The organism is Dankookia sp. GCM10030260, assembly GCF_042666655.1.
Taxonomy (GTDB): Bacteria; Pseudomonadota; Alphaproteobacteria; order Acetobacterales; family Acetobacteraceae; genus Paracraurococcus.
In genome coordinates this window covers 119,310-135,417 of the sequence record NZ_JBHTDE010000003.1, presented here as the reverse complement: position 1 = coordinate 135,417, position 16,108 = coordinate 119,310, and the positions used below count along the sequence as shown (strand labels likewise).

Here is a 16,108-nt window from a genome sequence, read left to right as displayed (position 1 = left end):
ACCGCGATGAACGGACTGGGTGGACTGAACAAGTCGCCGAACGGCGTCGTGCTCGGCCTGGTGCAGCTGCAGCTGCCGGTGATCGGGACGCGCGCCGACATCGACGCGCAGGCGCGGAAGATCGCCGCCATGGTCGGCAAGGCGCGGCGCAACATGGCGACCATGGATCTCGTGGTCTTCCCGGAATATGCGTTGCACGGGTTGTCCATGGACGTGCGGGACGAGGTGACCTGCACGCTGGACGGGCCGGAGGTCGCGTTGTGGGCCGCGGCCTGCAAGGAGCACGCGATCTGGGGCTGCTTCTCCATCATGGAGCGCAACTCCGGCGGCTACCCCTACAACAGCGGCATCATCATCGACGACCGGGGCGACCTGAAGCTCTATTACCGCAAGATGCACCCCTGGGTGCCGGTCGAGCCCTGGGAGCCGGGCGACCGCGGCATCCCGGTGATCGAGGGGCCGAAGGGGGCGAGGATCGGCCTCATCATCTGCCATGACGGCATGTTCCCCGAGATGGCGCGCGAGGCCGCCTACAAGGGCGCCGAGATCATGCTGCGCACCGCCGGCTACACCGCGCCGATCCGCGACGCCTGGCGCTTCACCAACCAGGCCAATGCCTTCCAGAACCTGATGGTCACCGCCAATGTCTGCATGTGCGGCAGCGACGGCAGCTTCGATTCCATGGGGGAGGCGATGGTCTGCAATTTCGACGGCAGCATCATCGCCGACGGCAAGACCGGCCGGCCGGACGAGATCGTCACCGCCGAGGTGCGCCCCGACCTGGTGCGGGAAGCGCGGGCGCATTGGTCGGTCGAGAACAACATCTACCAGTTCGGCCACCGCGGCTTCACCGCCGTGGCGGGCGGGGCGCAGGACTGCCCTTATACCTACATGCAGGACCTGATGGCGGGGCGGTACAAGCTGCCCTGGGAGGAGAGCGTGCGCGTTACCGATGGCACCTCCTGCGGCTTTCCGAAGCCGGCGCGGAAGTTCGGCGAGGTCATGAAGGATGCGGCGGAGTGAACAGGGGGAGAGAGAACACCTCTCTCTCCTGACACCCGTTTGTCGCATGCGACAAACCACCGTTTCCTCTGAGTCGGCGCTGGCCGCGCGGCAACAACCGACTCAGAAAAATAGAAGGGAGGGGTTCGGGGAGGGGATACCTCCCCTCCCTGACCTTTCCGGAAGGTCCCGCCCATGATCGACGCCAACCCCTACCCCTGGCCCTGGGACGGCGACCTCCGCCCCGCCAACACCGCCCTCGTCGTCATCGACATGCAGACCGATTTCTGCGGCGTCGGCGGCTATGTCGATGTCATGGGCTACGACCTCTCGCTGACCCGCGCGCCGATCGAGCCGATCCGCCGCGTCATGGCGGCGATGCGGGCCAGGGGCTACGCTGTCATCCACACCCGCGAAGGCCACCGCCCCGACCTGTCCGACCTGCCCGCCAACAAGCGCTGGCGCTCCCGGCGGATCGGCGCCGGCATCGGCGACGCCGGCCCCTGCGGCCGCATCCTGGTGCGCGGCGAGCCGGGCTGGGAGATCATCCCCGAACTCGCGCCCCTGCCCGGCGAGGTCGTCATCGACAAGCCCGGCAAGGGCAGCTTCTGCGCCACCGACCTGGAACTGATCCTGCGCACCCGCGGCATCGCCAACCTCGTGCTCACCGGCATCACCACCGATGTCTGCGTCCACACCACCATGCGGGAAGCCAACGACCGCGGCTTCGAGTGCCTGCTGCTGGAGGATTGCTGCGGCGCGACCGACCCGGGCAACCACGCGGCGGCGATCAGGATGGTGACCATGCAGGGCGGCGTCTTCGGCGCCGTGGCCGGCAGCGATGCCTTCCTCGGGGGACTGCCATGACGACGGCCATCAGCATCGAGGCGATCGGCATCGACAAGCGCTTCGGCAGCTTCACCGCCCTCGACAAGGTCTCCTTGAAGGTCGCCGCGGGGTCCATGCATTTCCTGCTCGGCGAGAACGGCGCCGGCAAGTCCACCCTGGTGAAGTGCCTGCTCGGCTATTACCGGCCGGACGAAGGCAGCTTCCTGGTCAACGGGCGGGAGGTCGAGATTGCCCGCCCCGCGGATGCCGACGCGCTCGGCCTCGGCATGGTCTACCAGCATTTCACCCTGGTCCCGGCGATGACGGTGGCCGAGAACCTGGTGATGTCGCGCGCCAAGGTCCCCGCCGTGATCAACTGGGCGCAGGAACGGGTGGCGCTCGACGCCTTCATCCGGCGGATGCCCTTCCAGGTGCCGCTGGATGCCGAGGTCGGCAGCCTGGCGGCGGGCGAGCGGCAGAAGACGGAAATCCTCAAGCAGCTCTACCTCGAACGCCGGCTGCTGGTGCTGGACGAACCCACGTCGGTGCTGACCCCGCAGGAGGCCGACGAGATGCTCGGCCTGGTGCGCGGCCTGGCGCATTCGGGGGCGATCACCGCCATCGTCATCTCCCACAAGCTGAAGGAGGTGGCGAAGTTCGCCGACGAGGTCACCGTGCTGCGCCGCGGCCGCCGCACCGGCGGCGGGCCCGCCCCTGGCCTGACCCCGGCCGACATGACCGCGATGATGATCGGCGAGCCGCAGGCGCCTTCCGAGCCCGAGCGCATCGGCGCGCCCGACCCGGCGCCGCGGCTGGAGCTGCGCGGCGTGACCACCGCCGGCGACCAGGGCCGCGCCGGCCTGGCGATCGAGGCGCTGGCGGTCCGCCCGCGCGAGATCGTCGGCATCGCCGGCGTCTCCGGCAACGGTCAGGCGACTTTGGTCGAGGTGCTGGGCGGCCAGCGCGCCCCCTCCGGCGGCCAGGTGCTGGTGGACGGTGCCCCCTATGACGGCAGCCGCGACCTGGCCCAGGCCCGCGCCGTCCGCGTCCTGCCGGAAGAACCCCTGCGCAACGGCTGCGTCCCGCGGATGAGCGTCGCGGAGAACCTGAACCTGCGCGGCTTCGACCGCGACCCGGCCGGGGCGAAGCGCGGCTGGCTGGACCGCCGCGGCATGGTGGCGCGGGCGAAGCGGCTGATGACCAGCTACCGGGTCCGCGCCCCCTCGTCGGAGGCGCCGATCGGCGTCCTGTCCGGCGGCAATGTCCAGCGCTGCGTCCTGGCACGCGAGCTCGACGGGGAGGTCCGCCTGCTGATCGTCGCCAACCCCTGCTTCGGGCTCGACGTGAAGGCGGTGGCCGAGGTCAGGGCCAGGATCATGGCCGCCCGCAACGCCGGCGCCGCGGTGCTGCTGGTGTCGGAGGACCTTGATGAAATACTCGAATTGGCCGATCGCATCGTGGTGATGCATGGCGGCAAGGTGGTGCACGAAACGCCGGGGCCCGGGGCGGATGCCCGATCCATTGGCGCCCATATGCTCGGCTCCCACTAATACGTCATTGATCCTCGGTTACATATTGTCTCGCAACTGTCAGGATAGATTGACACGGGACTTGCTTGGTCGCACAGCTTATACGCTGGATCGTTGCTTCAGGCCCTGCCCTCCCGGCGAGCCACCCAGCAAAGGACGACGGATTCCATGGCTGAGGCCCCGGTTGCCTTCCGCCTGATCACCGGAGCCACCCCCATGCCGGCCCTTGCGGTGACAGCATGACCCGCGTGAACATCGCTCAACCCGACATCACCCTGACGCTCGACCTGGACGGCGTCATCCGCGGCGCCACCCTGTCCGACGCCATCCCCGGCGAGCAGGTCCAGGCTTGGCTCGGCCGCCCCTGGGCGGAAACCGTGGGCAGCGTCGGCGTCGACCGCGTCCGCAGCATGGTCAAGGACGCCCGCAGCGCCGGCGTCTCCGCCTTCCACCAGCTCACCCAGCGCTTCCCGAGCGGCCTCGAGCTGCCGATGGAATTCACCACCGTCCGGCTCGGCGGGCAGGCCGGGCTGATCGCGGTCGGCAAGAACCTCCAGGCCGTTGCCGAATTGCAGTCCCGCCTGCTGGCCGCGCAGCATGCGCGGGAGCAGGACTACTGGAAGCTGCGGGAGATCGAGACCCGGTCCCGCCTGCTGTTCGATGCCTCCTCCGAGGCGGTGCTGATGGTCCGCGCCGATACGCTGCGGGTCATGGAAGCCAATCCGGCCGCCATCCGTGCCCTGGGCATCGCCCCGGGCTGGGAGGTGATGAAGGAGGTCGCGCCGCGCGACCAGGACGCCCTGCAGGCCATGCTGCTGCGGGTCCGCAAGCTGGGCCGGGTCCCCGGCATCCTGCTGCGGATGGGCGCCGACCAGGCGCAATGGACGGTCAAGGCCACCCTCATGGCCTCCGACCCCGCGCCCGTCTTCCTGCTGCAATTCGCCCTTGCCGGCCTGTCGGCCAACCCGCCGCCGGCCGATACGATGCAGCTGGAGGAGCTGATCGAACAGCTTCCCGACGCCTTCGTGGTCATGGACCGCGACGGCGTGATCCGCCGCGCCAACCGCGCCTTCCTCGACCTGACCCAGGCCGGCGCCCCCTCCCGCGTCATCGGCGAGAAGCTGGACCGTTGGCTGTCCCGCCCCGGCGCCACCCTCCCGGTGCTGCTGAGCCAGTTGCAGCAGCATGGCAGCGTCCGGCTCTTCGGCACCGCCCTGACCGGGGAGATGGGGGCCGAGGCCGAGATCGAGATCTCCGCCGTGCTCGGCGCCGGCGCCGCGACGGAGAGCATCGCCGTGGTCGTCCGCGACGTCAGCCGCCGGCTGGCCCCGCGGGTGGAGAACGACCCGCTGCAGCTGGCGCTGTCCGACGTCGCCGCCCAGGTCGGCCGCACCCCGCTGCCGACCCTGGTGCGCGACACCTCGGCGATCATCGAGCGGCACTGCATCGAGACCGCGCTGCAGCTGGCCAATGGCCGCCGCACCGCCGCCGCCGAGCTGCTCGGGCTCAGCCGCCAGAGCCTCTACATGAAGCTGTCCCGCTACGGCATGGACGGGGAGATCGACGCCAGCCCGGGTGAGAGCGGATGATGCGGCAGGCGCCAACCGCCGCCTCGGCGCCGCCCGCCTTCGGCCAGGCCGACCTCTCGAATTGCGAGCGGGAGCAGATCCACCTCGCCGCCTCGATCCAGCCGCACGGCATCCTGCTGCTGCTGCGGGAGGCGGACCTGGTGGTGGTGCAGGCCAGCGCCAATGCCGCGGCGGTGCTGGGCACCCCGGTGCTGGGCCGGCCGCTGGTGGCGCTCGGCGGCGACGTCGCGGCACGGCTCCAGCCGCTGCTGGCGCAGCGGCTGGATGCCATCCCGGCGGCGATGCGCTGCACCGCGGGCGCCGGCGGCGCCGCCTTCGATGCCCTGCTGCACCGCCCCGCCGGCGGCGGCGTGATCGTGGAACTCGAACCGCCCGGCGCCGCGTCCGACCTGTCGCGCCGGGTGGAACGCGCGCTGCAGGCGATCCTGTCGACCTACTCGCCGCGCATGCTGTGCGAGGAGGCGGCGCGCATCTTCCGCGACATCGCCGGCTACGACCGCGTCATGGTCTACCGCTTCGACGACGAAGGCCATGGCGAGGTGGTGTCGGAGCAGCGGCGGGACGACCTCGAACCCTATCTCGGCAACCGCTACCCGGCCTCCGACATCCCGCAGATCGCCCGCCGGCTCTATGTGCGGAACCGGGTGCGGGTGCTGGCCGATATCGGCTACGTGCCGGTGCCGCTGGAGCCCCGGCTCTCGCCGCTCACCGGCAGCGACCTCGACATGTCGCTGTGTTCGCTGCGCAGCATCTCGCCGATGCATGTGCAGTACCTGCAGAACATGGGCGTCGGCGCGACGCTGGTCGCCTCGCTGATGGTCGGCGGCCGGCTCTGGGGCCTGGTTTCCTGCCACCATTACGCGCCGAAGACCGTCCCCTTCCCGATCCGCGCCGCCTGCGAGCTGCTGGCCGAGGCGATCGGCACCCGCATCGCCGCGCTGGAAAGCTTCGTCCAGGCCCAGGCCGAGCTCGCCGTCCGTCGGCTGGAGCAGCGGATGATCGAGGCGATCGGCCGCGAGGGCGACTGGCGCGGCGCGCTGTTCGACCAGCCGCAGACCCTGCTGCAGCCGCTGAACGCCAACGGCGCGGTGCTGCTGTTCGAGGGCCAGGTGCTGAGCGCCGGCGAGGTGCCGGGCACCGCGGAGCTCCGCGACCTCGGCGCCTGGCTGGACCGCCAGCCGCGGGGCGTGATCGCCCGCACCGCGCTGGGGACCGAGGAACCCCGCTTCGCCGCCCTGGCCCCCGGCGCCGCCGGGCTGCTGGCCACCCCGGTGTCCGAGGAACCCGGTGAATGGCTGGTCTGGTTCCGCCCGGAACAGGTGCAGACGGTGATCTGGGGCGGCGACCCGTTCAAGCCGGTGATCGTCGGCAACGACCCGACCCAGCTGTCGCCCCGCCGGTCCTTCGCCAAATGGCACCAGGTGGTGGAAGGCACGGCGGAGCGCTGGACGCCCACCGACCTCGCCACCGCGCGGCTGATCGGCGACACCGTCACCGACGTGGTGCTGCAATTCCGCGCGGTGCGGATGCTGATCGCGCTCGATCAGCTGGAGCAGGTGCGCCGCCAGGTCGGTGCCGCCGAGCAGGCCGCGGTGGTCGCCGATGCCGAGGGGCGGGTGCTGCTGGCCAATGCCGCCTTCGGCCTGCTGCTGCCGGCCGGGGCACCACCCCAGCGCCTGGCCGACCTGCTGCCGCATTTCGCCGACCGTGCCGATGTCGGGATGCGGCTGCGCGACCTGCTGCAGAACGGCCGCAGCTGGCGCGGCGAGGTGACGCTGCGCACGCCGGACGGCGAACGGCCGCTGCTGCTGCGCGCCGACCCGGTCTTCTCCTCGCCCGAACGGGTGCTGGGCTTCGTCTTCCTGTTCACCGACCTGGCCGACCGCAAGGCGGTGGAGACCGCCCGGCGGCGCTTCCAGGAGGGCCTGCTGGAAGGCCAGCGGCTGCGCGCCGGGCCGCTGGAATCGAAATCCGACCTGGTCTTCCGCACCCTGCTGCAGGCGGTGGTCGAGAACGCCCAGCTCGCCGCGCTCGAGATCACCGAGGGCGTCGAGCTGTCGCGCATCCCGGAGATGCTGGACCAGGTCCGCGTCTCCGCCGCCCGCGCCGCCGAGGTGCTGGAGGGCCTGATCCGCCACGCCGCCCAGGAAAGCCGGGAGCGCGACCCGGGGTGAGCGCCGCCGGCTCGACCCGGGCGGCGCTGCGCGCGGCGACCGACCCCATCCATACCCGGCTGCATGGGCTGCCGGCGCTGCGGGCGCTGGCCGAGGGCCGGATCGACCGGGCCGGCTATGCCGCGCTGCTGCGCCGCATGCTCGGCTTCCATGCCGCGGTCGAGGCGGCGCTGGCCGCCGCCCCCAGCCTGGCGGAATGGGGGATCGACCCCGCCGGACGCCGGCGGGCCGGGCTGATCGAGGCCGATCTGGCCGCACTGGACGCCGCGCCCGGTCCGGTGCCGATGGCGCCGCTGCCGCCGCTCGGCTGTGCCGCGCGGGCGCTCGGCTGCCTCTACGTGACCGAGGGCTCGACGCTGGGCGGCCAGCAGCTCGCCCGGGCGCTGGACGGGCTGCTGCCGCCCGGCCCGGCCGGACGGCGCTTCCTGCTCGGGCATGGCGCCGCGCACGGGACGATGTGGCGGGCCTGCTGCGAGGCGCTGGAACGCTGCGGCGCCGAGCCGGCCCGGCGGGCGGCGATGCTGGACGCGGCGGCGGCGACCTTCGCCGCCTTCGAGGCCTGGTTCGACCCGGCCCCCGCCCTGGCCCCGTTCAACGGAGGGGTGGCCCTTCCGCCCGCCGCCGAGTAGAGAGCGAGGCCATGCAGCCCTACCTCCTCCGCGCCCGAAGCTTGGCTTCGGTGACCCTGGCTTCGGCCGGCCTGGCCGCATTGCTGGCCGGCGCGCCCGCCGCGGCACAGCGGCCGCCACAAGCCCCGAACCCCGTGGCGAGGGACGCCAACCGCATCGTCGCGGTGGTCAACCAGGAGGTGGTGAGCCGCGCCGATGTCATCGGCCGTTCCCGGCTCTTCGCCCTCAATGCCGGGATCGCGGTGGCGCCGGAGGCGCTGGAGCGCCTGGGGCCCCAGGTCACCCGGCTGCTGATCGACGAACGCCTGCGGCTGCAGGAGGTCCAGCGCCGCCGCCTGCCGGTGACCGATGCCGACGTGGCCGATGCGGTGGCCGAACTGGAAAAGCGCAACAACCTGCCCCCCGGCTCGCTGAAGGGACAGCTGGCGCAGATCGGCGTGGCGCCGCGGGTGCTGTACGACCAGATCCGCACCCAGATCGGCTGGGCCCGGCTGGTCCGCCAGCAGCTCGGCCCGAATGCCGATCCCAGCCCGGCCGAGATCGAGGATGCCGTGCGCAATTCCAAGGCGCGCGCCGGCCAGCCGGAATTCCTGGTCTCCGAGATCTTCATCCCGCTCGACGACCCTTCGGCCGAGGCCGAGGTGCGCCGCTTCGTCGAGGACGTGGTCGGCCAGCTCCGGCGCGGCACCCCCTTCGCCATCGCCGCCACCCAGTTCAGCCAGGCGCAGACCGCGTTGCAGGGCGGCGACCTGGGCTGGGTGCGCAAGGAGGAGGTGGATACCGAGGTCGCCGCGGTGCTGGAGCGCATGCCGCCCGGCGCCGTCAGCAACGCCATCAAGGTGCCCGGCGGCTTCCAGATCGTGGCCTTGCGGCAGCGCCGGGAAACCGGCCGCGACATGGCGACCATGATCACCATGCGGCAGGCCTTCTTCACCTTCGCCGGCACGCTCGACCCGAACAACCCGACCCAGCAGCAGCGTGACCAGGTGGAGCGGGCGCAGAAGCTCGCCACCGGGGCGCGCAGCTGCGACGCGGTGGAACAGGCCGCGCGGGGCGGCGGCAGCGACCGCCCGGTCGACCCCGGCGTCATCCGGCTGGAAACGGTGAACCCGCCGCAGCTGCGCAGCCTGCTGGCCGGCCTGTCGCCCGGCAAGGCCTCGCAGCCCATCCTGACGCCGGACGGCGTGCTGGTGATGATGGTCTGCTCGCGCGAGCAGCGGAACCTGGCGGAATTCACCCCCGAGGACGCCAAGCAGCAGATCCTGCGCGACCGGATCGAGAACCTGTCCCGCCAGGTGCAGCGCGACCTCCGCCGCAAGGCGCAGATCGAGATGCGGAGCTGACCGCCGCCGGGCTTCCGTCGCTCCGGGACACCATCGCCCGGCACGGGCTGGATGCGCGCAAGTCGCTCGGCCAGCATTTCCTGCTGGACGAAGGCCTCTGCGGCCGCATCGCCGGGCTGGCCGGGGATCTCGACGGGCGGCAGGTGCTGGAGGTCGGCCCCGGCCCGGGCGGGCTGACCCGCGCCTTGCTCGCCTCCCCCGCCGCCAACGTCACCGCGGTGGAACTGGACCGCCGTGCCGTAGCGGCGCTGGCCGAGCTGGAGGCGGCCTATCCGGGGCGGCTCCGGGTGGTCGAGGCCGACGCACTGGGCATCGACGTGGCACGGCTGCTGCCGGCACCCCGGAAGATCATCGCCAACCTGCCCTACAACGTGGCGACGCCGCTGCTGGTCGGCTGGCTGCGCGACGCCGCCCTGCTGGAAGGCATGGCGCTGATGTTCCAGCAGGAGGTGGCGGAGCGGATCTGCGCCGCCCCGGACACCGATGCCTATGGCCGGCTGGCGGTGCTGGCGCAGTGGCGCTGCCGCTGCACCCTGCTGCTGCGGCTGCCGCCCGGCGCCTTCTCCCCCCCGCCCAAGGTCTGGTCCGCCGTGGTCGGCTTCGTGCCGCACCCGGAGGACCCCGGGGAGGCGCTGTTCCGCGCCATGGAACGGCTGACCGCGGCCGCCTTCGGCCAGCGCCGCAAGATGCTGCGCGGCGCGCTGAAGTCGCTCGGCGATGCCGAGGCGCTGCTGGCGGCGGCCGGGATCGAGGGCCAGCGGCGGGCGGAGACGCTGACGGTCGCCGAGTTCGACCGCATGGCCCGGGCGCTGTTGGCGCGCCAGGGCTGACCGAAAAGCACGCAATCCGGGAATTTCAGCGGCGCAATATACCAGTATAGTAGCCATCACAGGTTCGCTATGACATAGGCCCCCGCAGAACGGCAGCGCCGCGGCGCGCAGGAAGGGTCGGGTTATGGCATCGATCTACGGCAGCGGCACGGCCGACACCATTTCACCCTCCGGCAATTCCGCCGCGGTCATCGGCACGCTGCCGGGCAGCGGGCCGGATTCCATCCTCGGTTTCGAGGGCAACGACGTCCTCGACGGCGGCGGCGGCGGAAACACCATCCTCGGCGGCACCGGCAACGATACGATCTTCGCCAGCGGCCTCGGCGAATCGCTGGACGGCGGCGATGGCACCGACACCTATATCCACGCCGGCGCCGAGTGGTCGGTCATCGATATCGGCCTCAATTTCGCCACCAAGGGCGGCGTGTCCGACTCGCTCGGGGGCTTCGAGCAGGCCTATGCCGGCAGCGGCAACGACACCCTGAAAGGCGGCGACGCCGACAACACGCTGGGCGGCGGCCAGGGCAACGACATCATCGAGGGGCGCGCCGGGTTCGACATCGCCGACTACGGCGCGTCCTTCGGCGGCGCGCCGAGCATGGCGGCGATCGTCAACCTCTCCTCCACCAGCGTCACCATCGGCGGCACCGCCTATGCGGCCGGCACCGCGCGGGACGGCTGGGGCGGCCGGGACACGCTGAAGGGCGCCGACGGCGTCGTCCTCGAAGGGGCGATCGGCACCGCCTTCGCCGACACCCTGATCGGCCGGACCGACGCCAACAGCCGCCTCTACGGCGGCGCCGGCGACGACAGCCTGACCGGCTCCGGCGGCGCCAACAGGATCGAAGGCGGCCTCGGCGACGATACCATCGCCTTCACCGGCTACACCGAAACCCTGCTGGGCGGCGCCGGCATCGACACGCTGGTCTATCGCGGCGCGCATGCCCTGGTGATCGATCTTGGCCAGAACGGCTCCGGGCCGGACGGCTATGACGGCTTCATCTCCGACTTCAGCGTGCTGACCGACGTCCTCGGCTTCGAGCGTGCCTATGGCGGCACCGGCGCCGACAGCATGAAGGGCACCAACGGCGACGACACGCTGGGCGGCGGCGCGGGGGCCGACAACATCGACGGCCGGGCCGGCTTCAACACGGTCGACTACGGCACCGCCCATGTCGGCACCATCGCCGCGGGGGCCTTCGTCAACCTTTCCGCTTTCAACCAGACCATCGGCAGCACCACCGTGCTTGGCGGCCAGGCGCTCGACCCCTGGGGTGCCACCGACATCCTTGCGAACATCCATGGCGTGATCGGCACCGGCTTCGCCGACACGCTGGTCGGCTCCAACCTGGACAACCGCCTGACCGGCGGCGAGGGCAACGACACGCTGAACGGCAGCGGCGGCGGCGACACCCTGCTGGGCGGCAGCGGCAACGATTCGCTGCGCGGCGGCGACGGCAACGACAGCATCGATGGCGGGGACGGCAACGACGTCATCATCGCCGGCCTCGGCAGCGACACGATCGATGGCGGCAGCCTGGCCGAACGCAATGTGGTCGACTACCGCTTCATGATTCCCGGCATCGCCCAGACGCAGTTTTCCGGCGGCGCGCTGACCCTGGTCTTCGCCGACGCGACCACCGCGACGGTCAGCAAGGCGGCCGACCTCGGCACGTCATCCAGCCCCAACCTCGACACGCTGGTCGACGTCAACCAGATCTACGGCACCGGCAACGCCGACCGGTTCGACCTGAGCAAGGCCAGCGCGACCGCGCCGCTGGCCTTCGTCGTGCGCGGCGGTGCCGGCAACGACACGATCATCGGCAACGGCGGCGAAGGCGTCGTCGCCGACTACAACGACACCGTGAACGGCAGCTCGATCCTCGCCATCAGCGCCAATCTTGCCACCGGCGTGGTGAACGATGGACAGGGCGGCATCGATTCGCTTTCGGGCGTACATGCCATCCTCGCCACCTTCGGCGGCAACGACACGTTGATCGGCAGCGGTGGCGACGACACCTTCATCGTCTCCGGTCTCGGCAGCAAGACCATCACCGGCGGCGGCGGCAACGACACCTACCGCTACCAGGGCAATTCCGGGGTCTGGATCGACCTCGGCACCAACAACAGCAGCGGTGCCTATATCGGCAACGTCTTCCATGGCGGGGCGACGGACACGCTCAGCGGCTTCAGCCGGGGCTATGGCGGCCAGGGCGCCGACACGATCCGCGGCACCAACGGCAGCGACACGCTCGGCGGCGATTACGGCGCTGATCGCATCGATGGCCGCGGCGGCAGCGACGTGGTCGACTACTCCGCCTTCAGCACGACCCCCATCGCGGCCGGCGTCTTCGTCAACCTGTCGCTCAGCAGCCAGACCAGCACGGTGTTTCCGGGCGCCGGCGGCGCACTCACGACGGTGACCCTCGCCGCGGGCACGGCGCGTGACTCCTGGGGCTTCACCGACAGCTTCGGCAATGAGTCCCTGCCGGGCAGCAGCAACCTCGAAGGCGCCATCGGCACCGGTTTCGCCGACACGCTGATCGGCACCAACTCCGCCGACCATTTCACCGGCAACGGCGGCGACGACACCATCAGCGCGGGCGGCAATGCCGACACGCTGCTGGGCGGCGCCGGCGACGATTCGCTGAAGGGCGGCGACGCCAACGACATCATCGATGGTGGCGCCGGCTGGGATGTCGCGGCCTACAACACCGTCGTCTCGACCGCCGCCAGTTGGACGCGGGATCCGGCGACCGGTGCCTGGACCGTCACCAGCGCCGACGGCACGGATACCCTGACGAACATCGAGGCGCTGAGCTTCAGCGACCGCCGCGTCGACTTCGCCAAGGCGATCCCGGACGACGTGACCGGCAACGGCACCTCGGACATCATCTGGCGCAACGGCGACGGCGGCCTCGCGGTCTGGGCGATGAAGGGCCTGACCGGCGAAGGGACCACGCTGCCGGACGTGCCGGCCGACTGGACGCTGCTCGGCACCGGCGACTTCAACGGCGACGGCTGGGCCGACCTGCTCTGGCGCCAGGACGGCGGCGCGCTGTCCACTTGGTATTCCGGCAGCACCGGCTTCGCCGGCGGCGGTGGCGGCATCGCCGATGTCGATCCCGCCTGGCAGGTCGCGGCGATCGGCGACATGAACCGCGACGGCCTCGCCGACATCCTCTGGCGCCACGCCGATGGCGGCGTCGCGCTCTGGGAGATGGACGGCACCGCGGTGACCGGCGGCGGCAGCCTCGGCACCGTGGACACCAGTTGGAGCATCGTCGGCCTGGCCGATTTCAACGGCGACAACCGCGCCGACATCGCCTGGCGGAACAGCGACGGCACCGTGGCGGTCTGGCAGATGGACGGCACCAGCTTCATCGGCGGCGGCACGGTCTACAACCCGGGCGCGGCCTGGAAAGTCGCCGGCATGGGCGACTTCGACGGCGACGGCAAGGCGGACCTGCTCTGGCGCAACGACGATGGTTCGGTCGCCGCCTGGACCATGAACGGCAACCTGGTGGTCACCACCGGCGCGCTCGGCAACCCGGGCATGGCCTGGGACGTGGCGAAGGTCGCCGACTACGACGGCGACGGCCGTGCCGACATCCTCTGGCACAATGCGGATGGATCGGTGGCGCTGTGGCTGATGAACGGGTTCAGCGCCATTGCCACCGGCTCGCTCGGCAATGCCGGGAGCTGGATGATCGTGTAGCCGGGAGGGCGGCCGGACGCACCGGCCGCCCCCTGCAGGTCATGCCGGCCCTGGCTACGCCGCCTGGGCCTCGGCGATCGCCTTCCACACCGTCTCCGGCGTCGCCGGCATGTCGATATGGTTCACCCCGACCGTCGACAGCGCATCGACCAGCGCGTTCATCATCGCCGGCGGCGAGCCGACCGCCCCCGCCTCGCCGGCGCCCTTGACGCCGAGCGGGTTGGTCTCGCAGGGCACCTCGATCAGGTCGACCTCGATGTCCGGCAGGTCCTCGGCGCGCGGCAGGGCGTAGTCCATGAAGGACGCGGACAGCAACTGGCCGCTTTCCTTGTCGTAGGCGGTGCGCTCGTGCACCGCCTGGCCGATGCCCTGGGCGACGCCGCCATGCACCTGGCCGCGCACGATCATCGGGTTCACCGCATGGCCGACGTCGTCCACCACGATGTAGCGCGGCACGGTGATCAGGCCGGTGTCGGGCTCGATCTCGACCTCGGCGACGTGGCAGCCATTGGGGAAGGTGTGCGACTTGATCTCGGCCACCTCGGCGGCATCCAGCAGCGTCGCCGGCTCGCCCTTCGCCGCGCGCGCCTTCTGGATGGCGGCAAGTTCCAGGATGCCGACGCCGCGGTCGGTGCCGACCACGGCGAACTTGCCGCCCTTGCCCTCGCCGAAGCCGCCCGGGGTGAATTCGATGTCGGAGACCGCGGCTTCGAGGTGCTCGGACGCCGCCTGCTTGCCCTTCTCGATCACCGTGGCCGTGGTCAGCAGGATCGCCTGGCCCTCGGAGTAGAGCGACCGAGCGCCCCCCGTTCCCCCGCCGGTCGGGATCTCGTCCGAGTCGCCCTGGATGATGCGGATCCGGTCCATCGGGATGCCGAGCTCGTTCGAGGTCAGCATGGCATAGGCCGTCTCGTGCCCCTGCCCGGTGGACTGCGTGCCGACCAGCACCTCGGCGAAGCCGTCGGCGGCGAAGCGCACCTCGGCGCGTTCCGTCGGGCCGCCGCCGGTGGCCTCCAGGTAGTAGGCCAGGCCGATGCCGCGCTTCAGGCCGCGCGCCTCGGAGGCCGCGCGCCGTGCCGGGAAGCCGGCCCAGTCGGCCTTGGCCAGCGCCGCGTCCAGCACGCGGGCGAACTCGCCGCTGTCGTAGCGCTGGCCCATGGCCGAGACGTAGGGCATGGCGGAGGACGCCACCATGTTGCGCCGGCGGATCTCGACCCGGTCGATGCCCACTTCCCGCGCCGCGGCGTCGATCAGGCGCTCGACCACGTAGTTGCTCTCGGGCCGGCCGGCGCCGCGGTAGGCGTCCACCGGCACGGTGTTGGTCAGCACGCCGATGACGCGGGCATGGATGACCTGGAAATTATAGACGCTGGCCAGCACCTTGGTGCCCGCCATGGTCGGGATCATCGGCGCGAAGGTGCTGAGATAGGCGCCCATGTTGGCATAGTTGCGGGTCCGCAGCGCGAGGAACCTGCCGTCCTTGTCCACCGCCAGCTCGCCGAGCGTGATGTTGTCGCGGCCATGGGTGTCGGACTGGAAGGCCTCGGTCCGCTCGCTGGTCCACTTCACCGGCCGGCCCAGCCGGCGCGCCGCCATGCAGACCAGGGCGTATTCGGCGTAGAGATACAGCTTCATGCCGAAGCCGCCGCCGACATCGGGGGTGATGACCCGGATCTTCTCCGGCGCCACCTTGAAGACGTTGCCGGCAAGCAGGTTCTTCACCAGCCACGACCCCTGGGTGCCGCAGGTCAGGGTGAATTTCTCTGCCGCCGCATCGTATTCGGCGATCGCCGCGCGGCCTTCCATGGACGCGACGATGACCCGGTTGTTCACCACGGTCAGCCGCGTCACATGCGCCGCCTGCTGCACCAGCGCCTCGGCCTTTTCCTTGTCGCCGGTCTCCCAATCGAAGGCGACGTTGCTGCCGACCTCGTCCCAGACCAGCGAAGCGCCCGGCTCATGCGCCGTGGCCAGGTCGGTGGCGGAGGGCAGCACGTCGTAGTCCACCATCACCGCCTCGGCGCCGTCACGGGCGGCCTGCGGCGTCTCGGCGACGATGAAGGCGACCGGGTCGCCGACGAAGCGGACGCGGTCCTCGGCCAAAGCGCCGCGCGGGGTCTGGGCGCGGTCGGTGCCGTCGGAATTCTTCAGCGGGATGACGCAGGGAATCTCGCCCAGCCCTTCCTCCGCCCATTCCCTGGCGGTGATCACCGCCAGCACGCCGGGGACTTCCAGCGCCGCGGCCGTGTCGATCGACAGGATCCTGGCCGCGGCATGCGGGCTGCGCAGCACCACGCCATGCGCGGCACCCGACTTGACCGCGATATCGTCCGTGTAGCGCCCGCCGCCCTTCAGCAGGCGGGGATCCTCGATCCGGCGCAGCGGCTGGCTCAGCCCGAATTTGGCCATGGGGTCTCTCCCGTTTGCGGTATCCGCCCCATCATCTGATGCGGAAGGCCCCGAGGG

At 71.2% G+C, this 16,108-nt stretch carries 10 protein-coding genes; 9 read left to right on the top strand and 1 reads right to left on the bottom strand.

Features of this window, described 5'->3' with window-relative positions; translation table 11 throughout:
- The first annotated feature begins 6 nt into the window (after positions 1–6).
- From ACFQS7_RS12215 to ACFQS7_RS12175, 9 genes are all read left to right on the top strand, one after another.
- Positions 7–1,023, top strand: coding sequence for a formamidase (locus ACFQS7_RS12215; RefSeq protein WP_380067348.1), 1,017 nt, complete (start codon positions 7–9; stop codon positions 1,021–1,023).
- A gap of 174 nt (positions 1,024–1,197) precedes the next feature.
- Positions 1,198–1,869 (top strand): cysteine hydrolase family protein, encoded by a 672-nt coding sequence (locus tag ACFQS7_RS12210; RefSeq protein ID WP_380067347.1) that lies wholly within the window; start codon positions 1,198–1,200, stop codon positions 1,867–1,869.
- Entirely contained in the window at positions 1,866–3,380 is a 1,515-nt protein-coding gene (locus tag ACFQS7_RS12205; protein WP_380067346.1) for an ABC transporter ATP-binding protein, read from the top strand. The genes ACFQS7_RS12210 and ACFQS7_RS12205 overlap by 4 nt, the downstream gene beginning before the upstream one ends.
- A gap of 227 nt (positions 3,381–3,607) precedes the next feature.
- Complete coding sequence (gene ppsR, locus ACFQS7_RS12200) at positions 3,608–4,948, top strand: transcriptional regulator PpsR (RefSeq protein WP_380067345.1); 1,341 nt, start codon at positions 3,608–3,610, stop codon at positions 4,946–4,948.
- Positions 4,948–7,122 (top strand): GAF domain-containing protein, encoded by a 2,175-nt coding sequence (locus ACFQS7_RS12195; protein ID WP_380067344.1) that lies wholly within the window; start codon positions 4,948–4,950, stop codon positions 7,120–7,122. The genes ppsR and ACFQS7_RS12195 overlap by 1 nt, the downstream gene beginning before the upstream one ends.
- A complete protein-coding gene (locus tag ACFQS7_RS12190) occupies positions 7,119–7,751 on the top strand; it encodes a biliverdin-producing heme oxygenase (RefSeq protein WP_380067343.1) in 633 nt (210 codons plus the stop codon). The genes ACFQS7_RS12195 and ACFQS7_RS12190 overlap by 4 nt, the downstream gene beginning before the upstream one ends.
- A 50-nt stretch (positions 7,752–7,801) precedes the next feature.
- On the top strand, positions 7,802–9,094 hold the full coding sequence (locus ACFQS7_RS12185) for a peptidylprolyl isomerase (protein WP_380067342.1): 1,293 nt from the start codon (positions 7,802–7,804) through the stop codon (positions 9,092–9,094).
- Positions 9,091–9,924, top strand: a complete 834-nt coding sequence (gene rsmA, locus ACFQS7_RS12180; protein ID WP_380068013.1) for a 16S rRNA (adenine(1518)-N(6)/adenine(1519)-N(6))-dimethyltransferase RsmA — start codon at positions 9,091–9,093, stop codon at positions 9,922–9,924. The genes ACFQS7_RS12185 and rsmA overlap by 4 nt, the downstream gene beginning before the upstream one ends.
- 124 nt (positions 9,925–10,048) lie before the next feature.
- Positions 10,049–13,642 (top strand): FG-GAP-like repeat-containing protein, encoded by a 3,594-nt coding sequence (locus ACFQS7_RS12175; protein ID WP_380067341.1) that lies wholly within the window; start codon positions 10,049–10,051, stop codon positions 13,640–13,642.
- Positions 13,643–13,696: 54 nt separating this feature from the next.
- Here ACFQS7_RS12175 and ACFQS7_RS12170 read toward each other — a convergent pair whose 3' ends face one another.
- Entirely contained in the window at positions 13,697–16,051 is a 2,355-nt protein-coding gene (locus ACFQS7_RS12170; RefSeq protein WP_380067340.1) for a xanthine dehydrogenase family protein molybdopterin-binding subunit, read from the bottom strand.
- Between the last annotated feature and the right edge of the window lie 57 nt (positions 16,052–16,108).

Coding starts and splice junctions, on each gene's coding strand:
- ACFQS7_RS12205 (WP_380067346.1), top strand. CDS start 1,866: ATGACGACGGCCATCAGCATCGAGGCGATCGGCATCGACAAGCGCTTC.
- ACFQS7_RS12170 (WP_380067340.1), bottom strand. CDS start 16,051: ATGGCCAAATTCGGGCTGAGCCAGCCGCTGCGCCGGATCGAGGATCCC.
- ACFQS7_RS12175 (WP_380067341.1), top strand. CDS start 10,049: ATGGCATCGATCTACGGCAGCGGCACGGCCGACACCATTTCACCCTCC.
- ACFQS7_RS12215 (WP_380067348.1), top strand. CDS start 7: ATGAACGGACTGGGTGGACTGAACAAGTCGCCGAACGGCGTCGTGCTC.
- ACFQS7_RS12210 (WP_380067347.1), top strand. CDS start 1,198: ATGATCGACGCCAACCCCTACCCCTGGCCCTGGGACGGCGACCTCCGC.
- ACFQS7_RS12195 (WP_380067344.1), top strand. CDS start 4,948: ATGCGGCAGGCGCCAACCGCCGCCTCGGCGCCGCCCGCCTTCGGCCAG.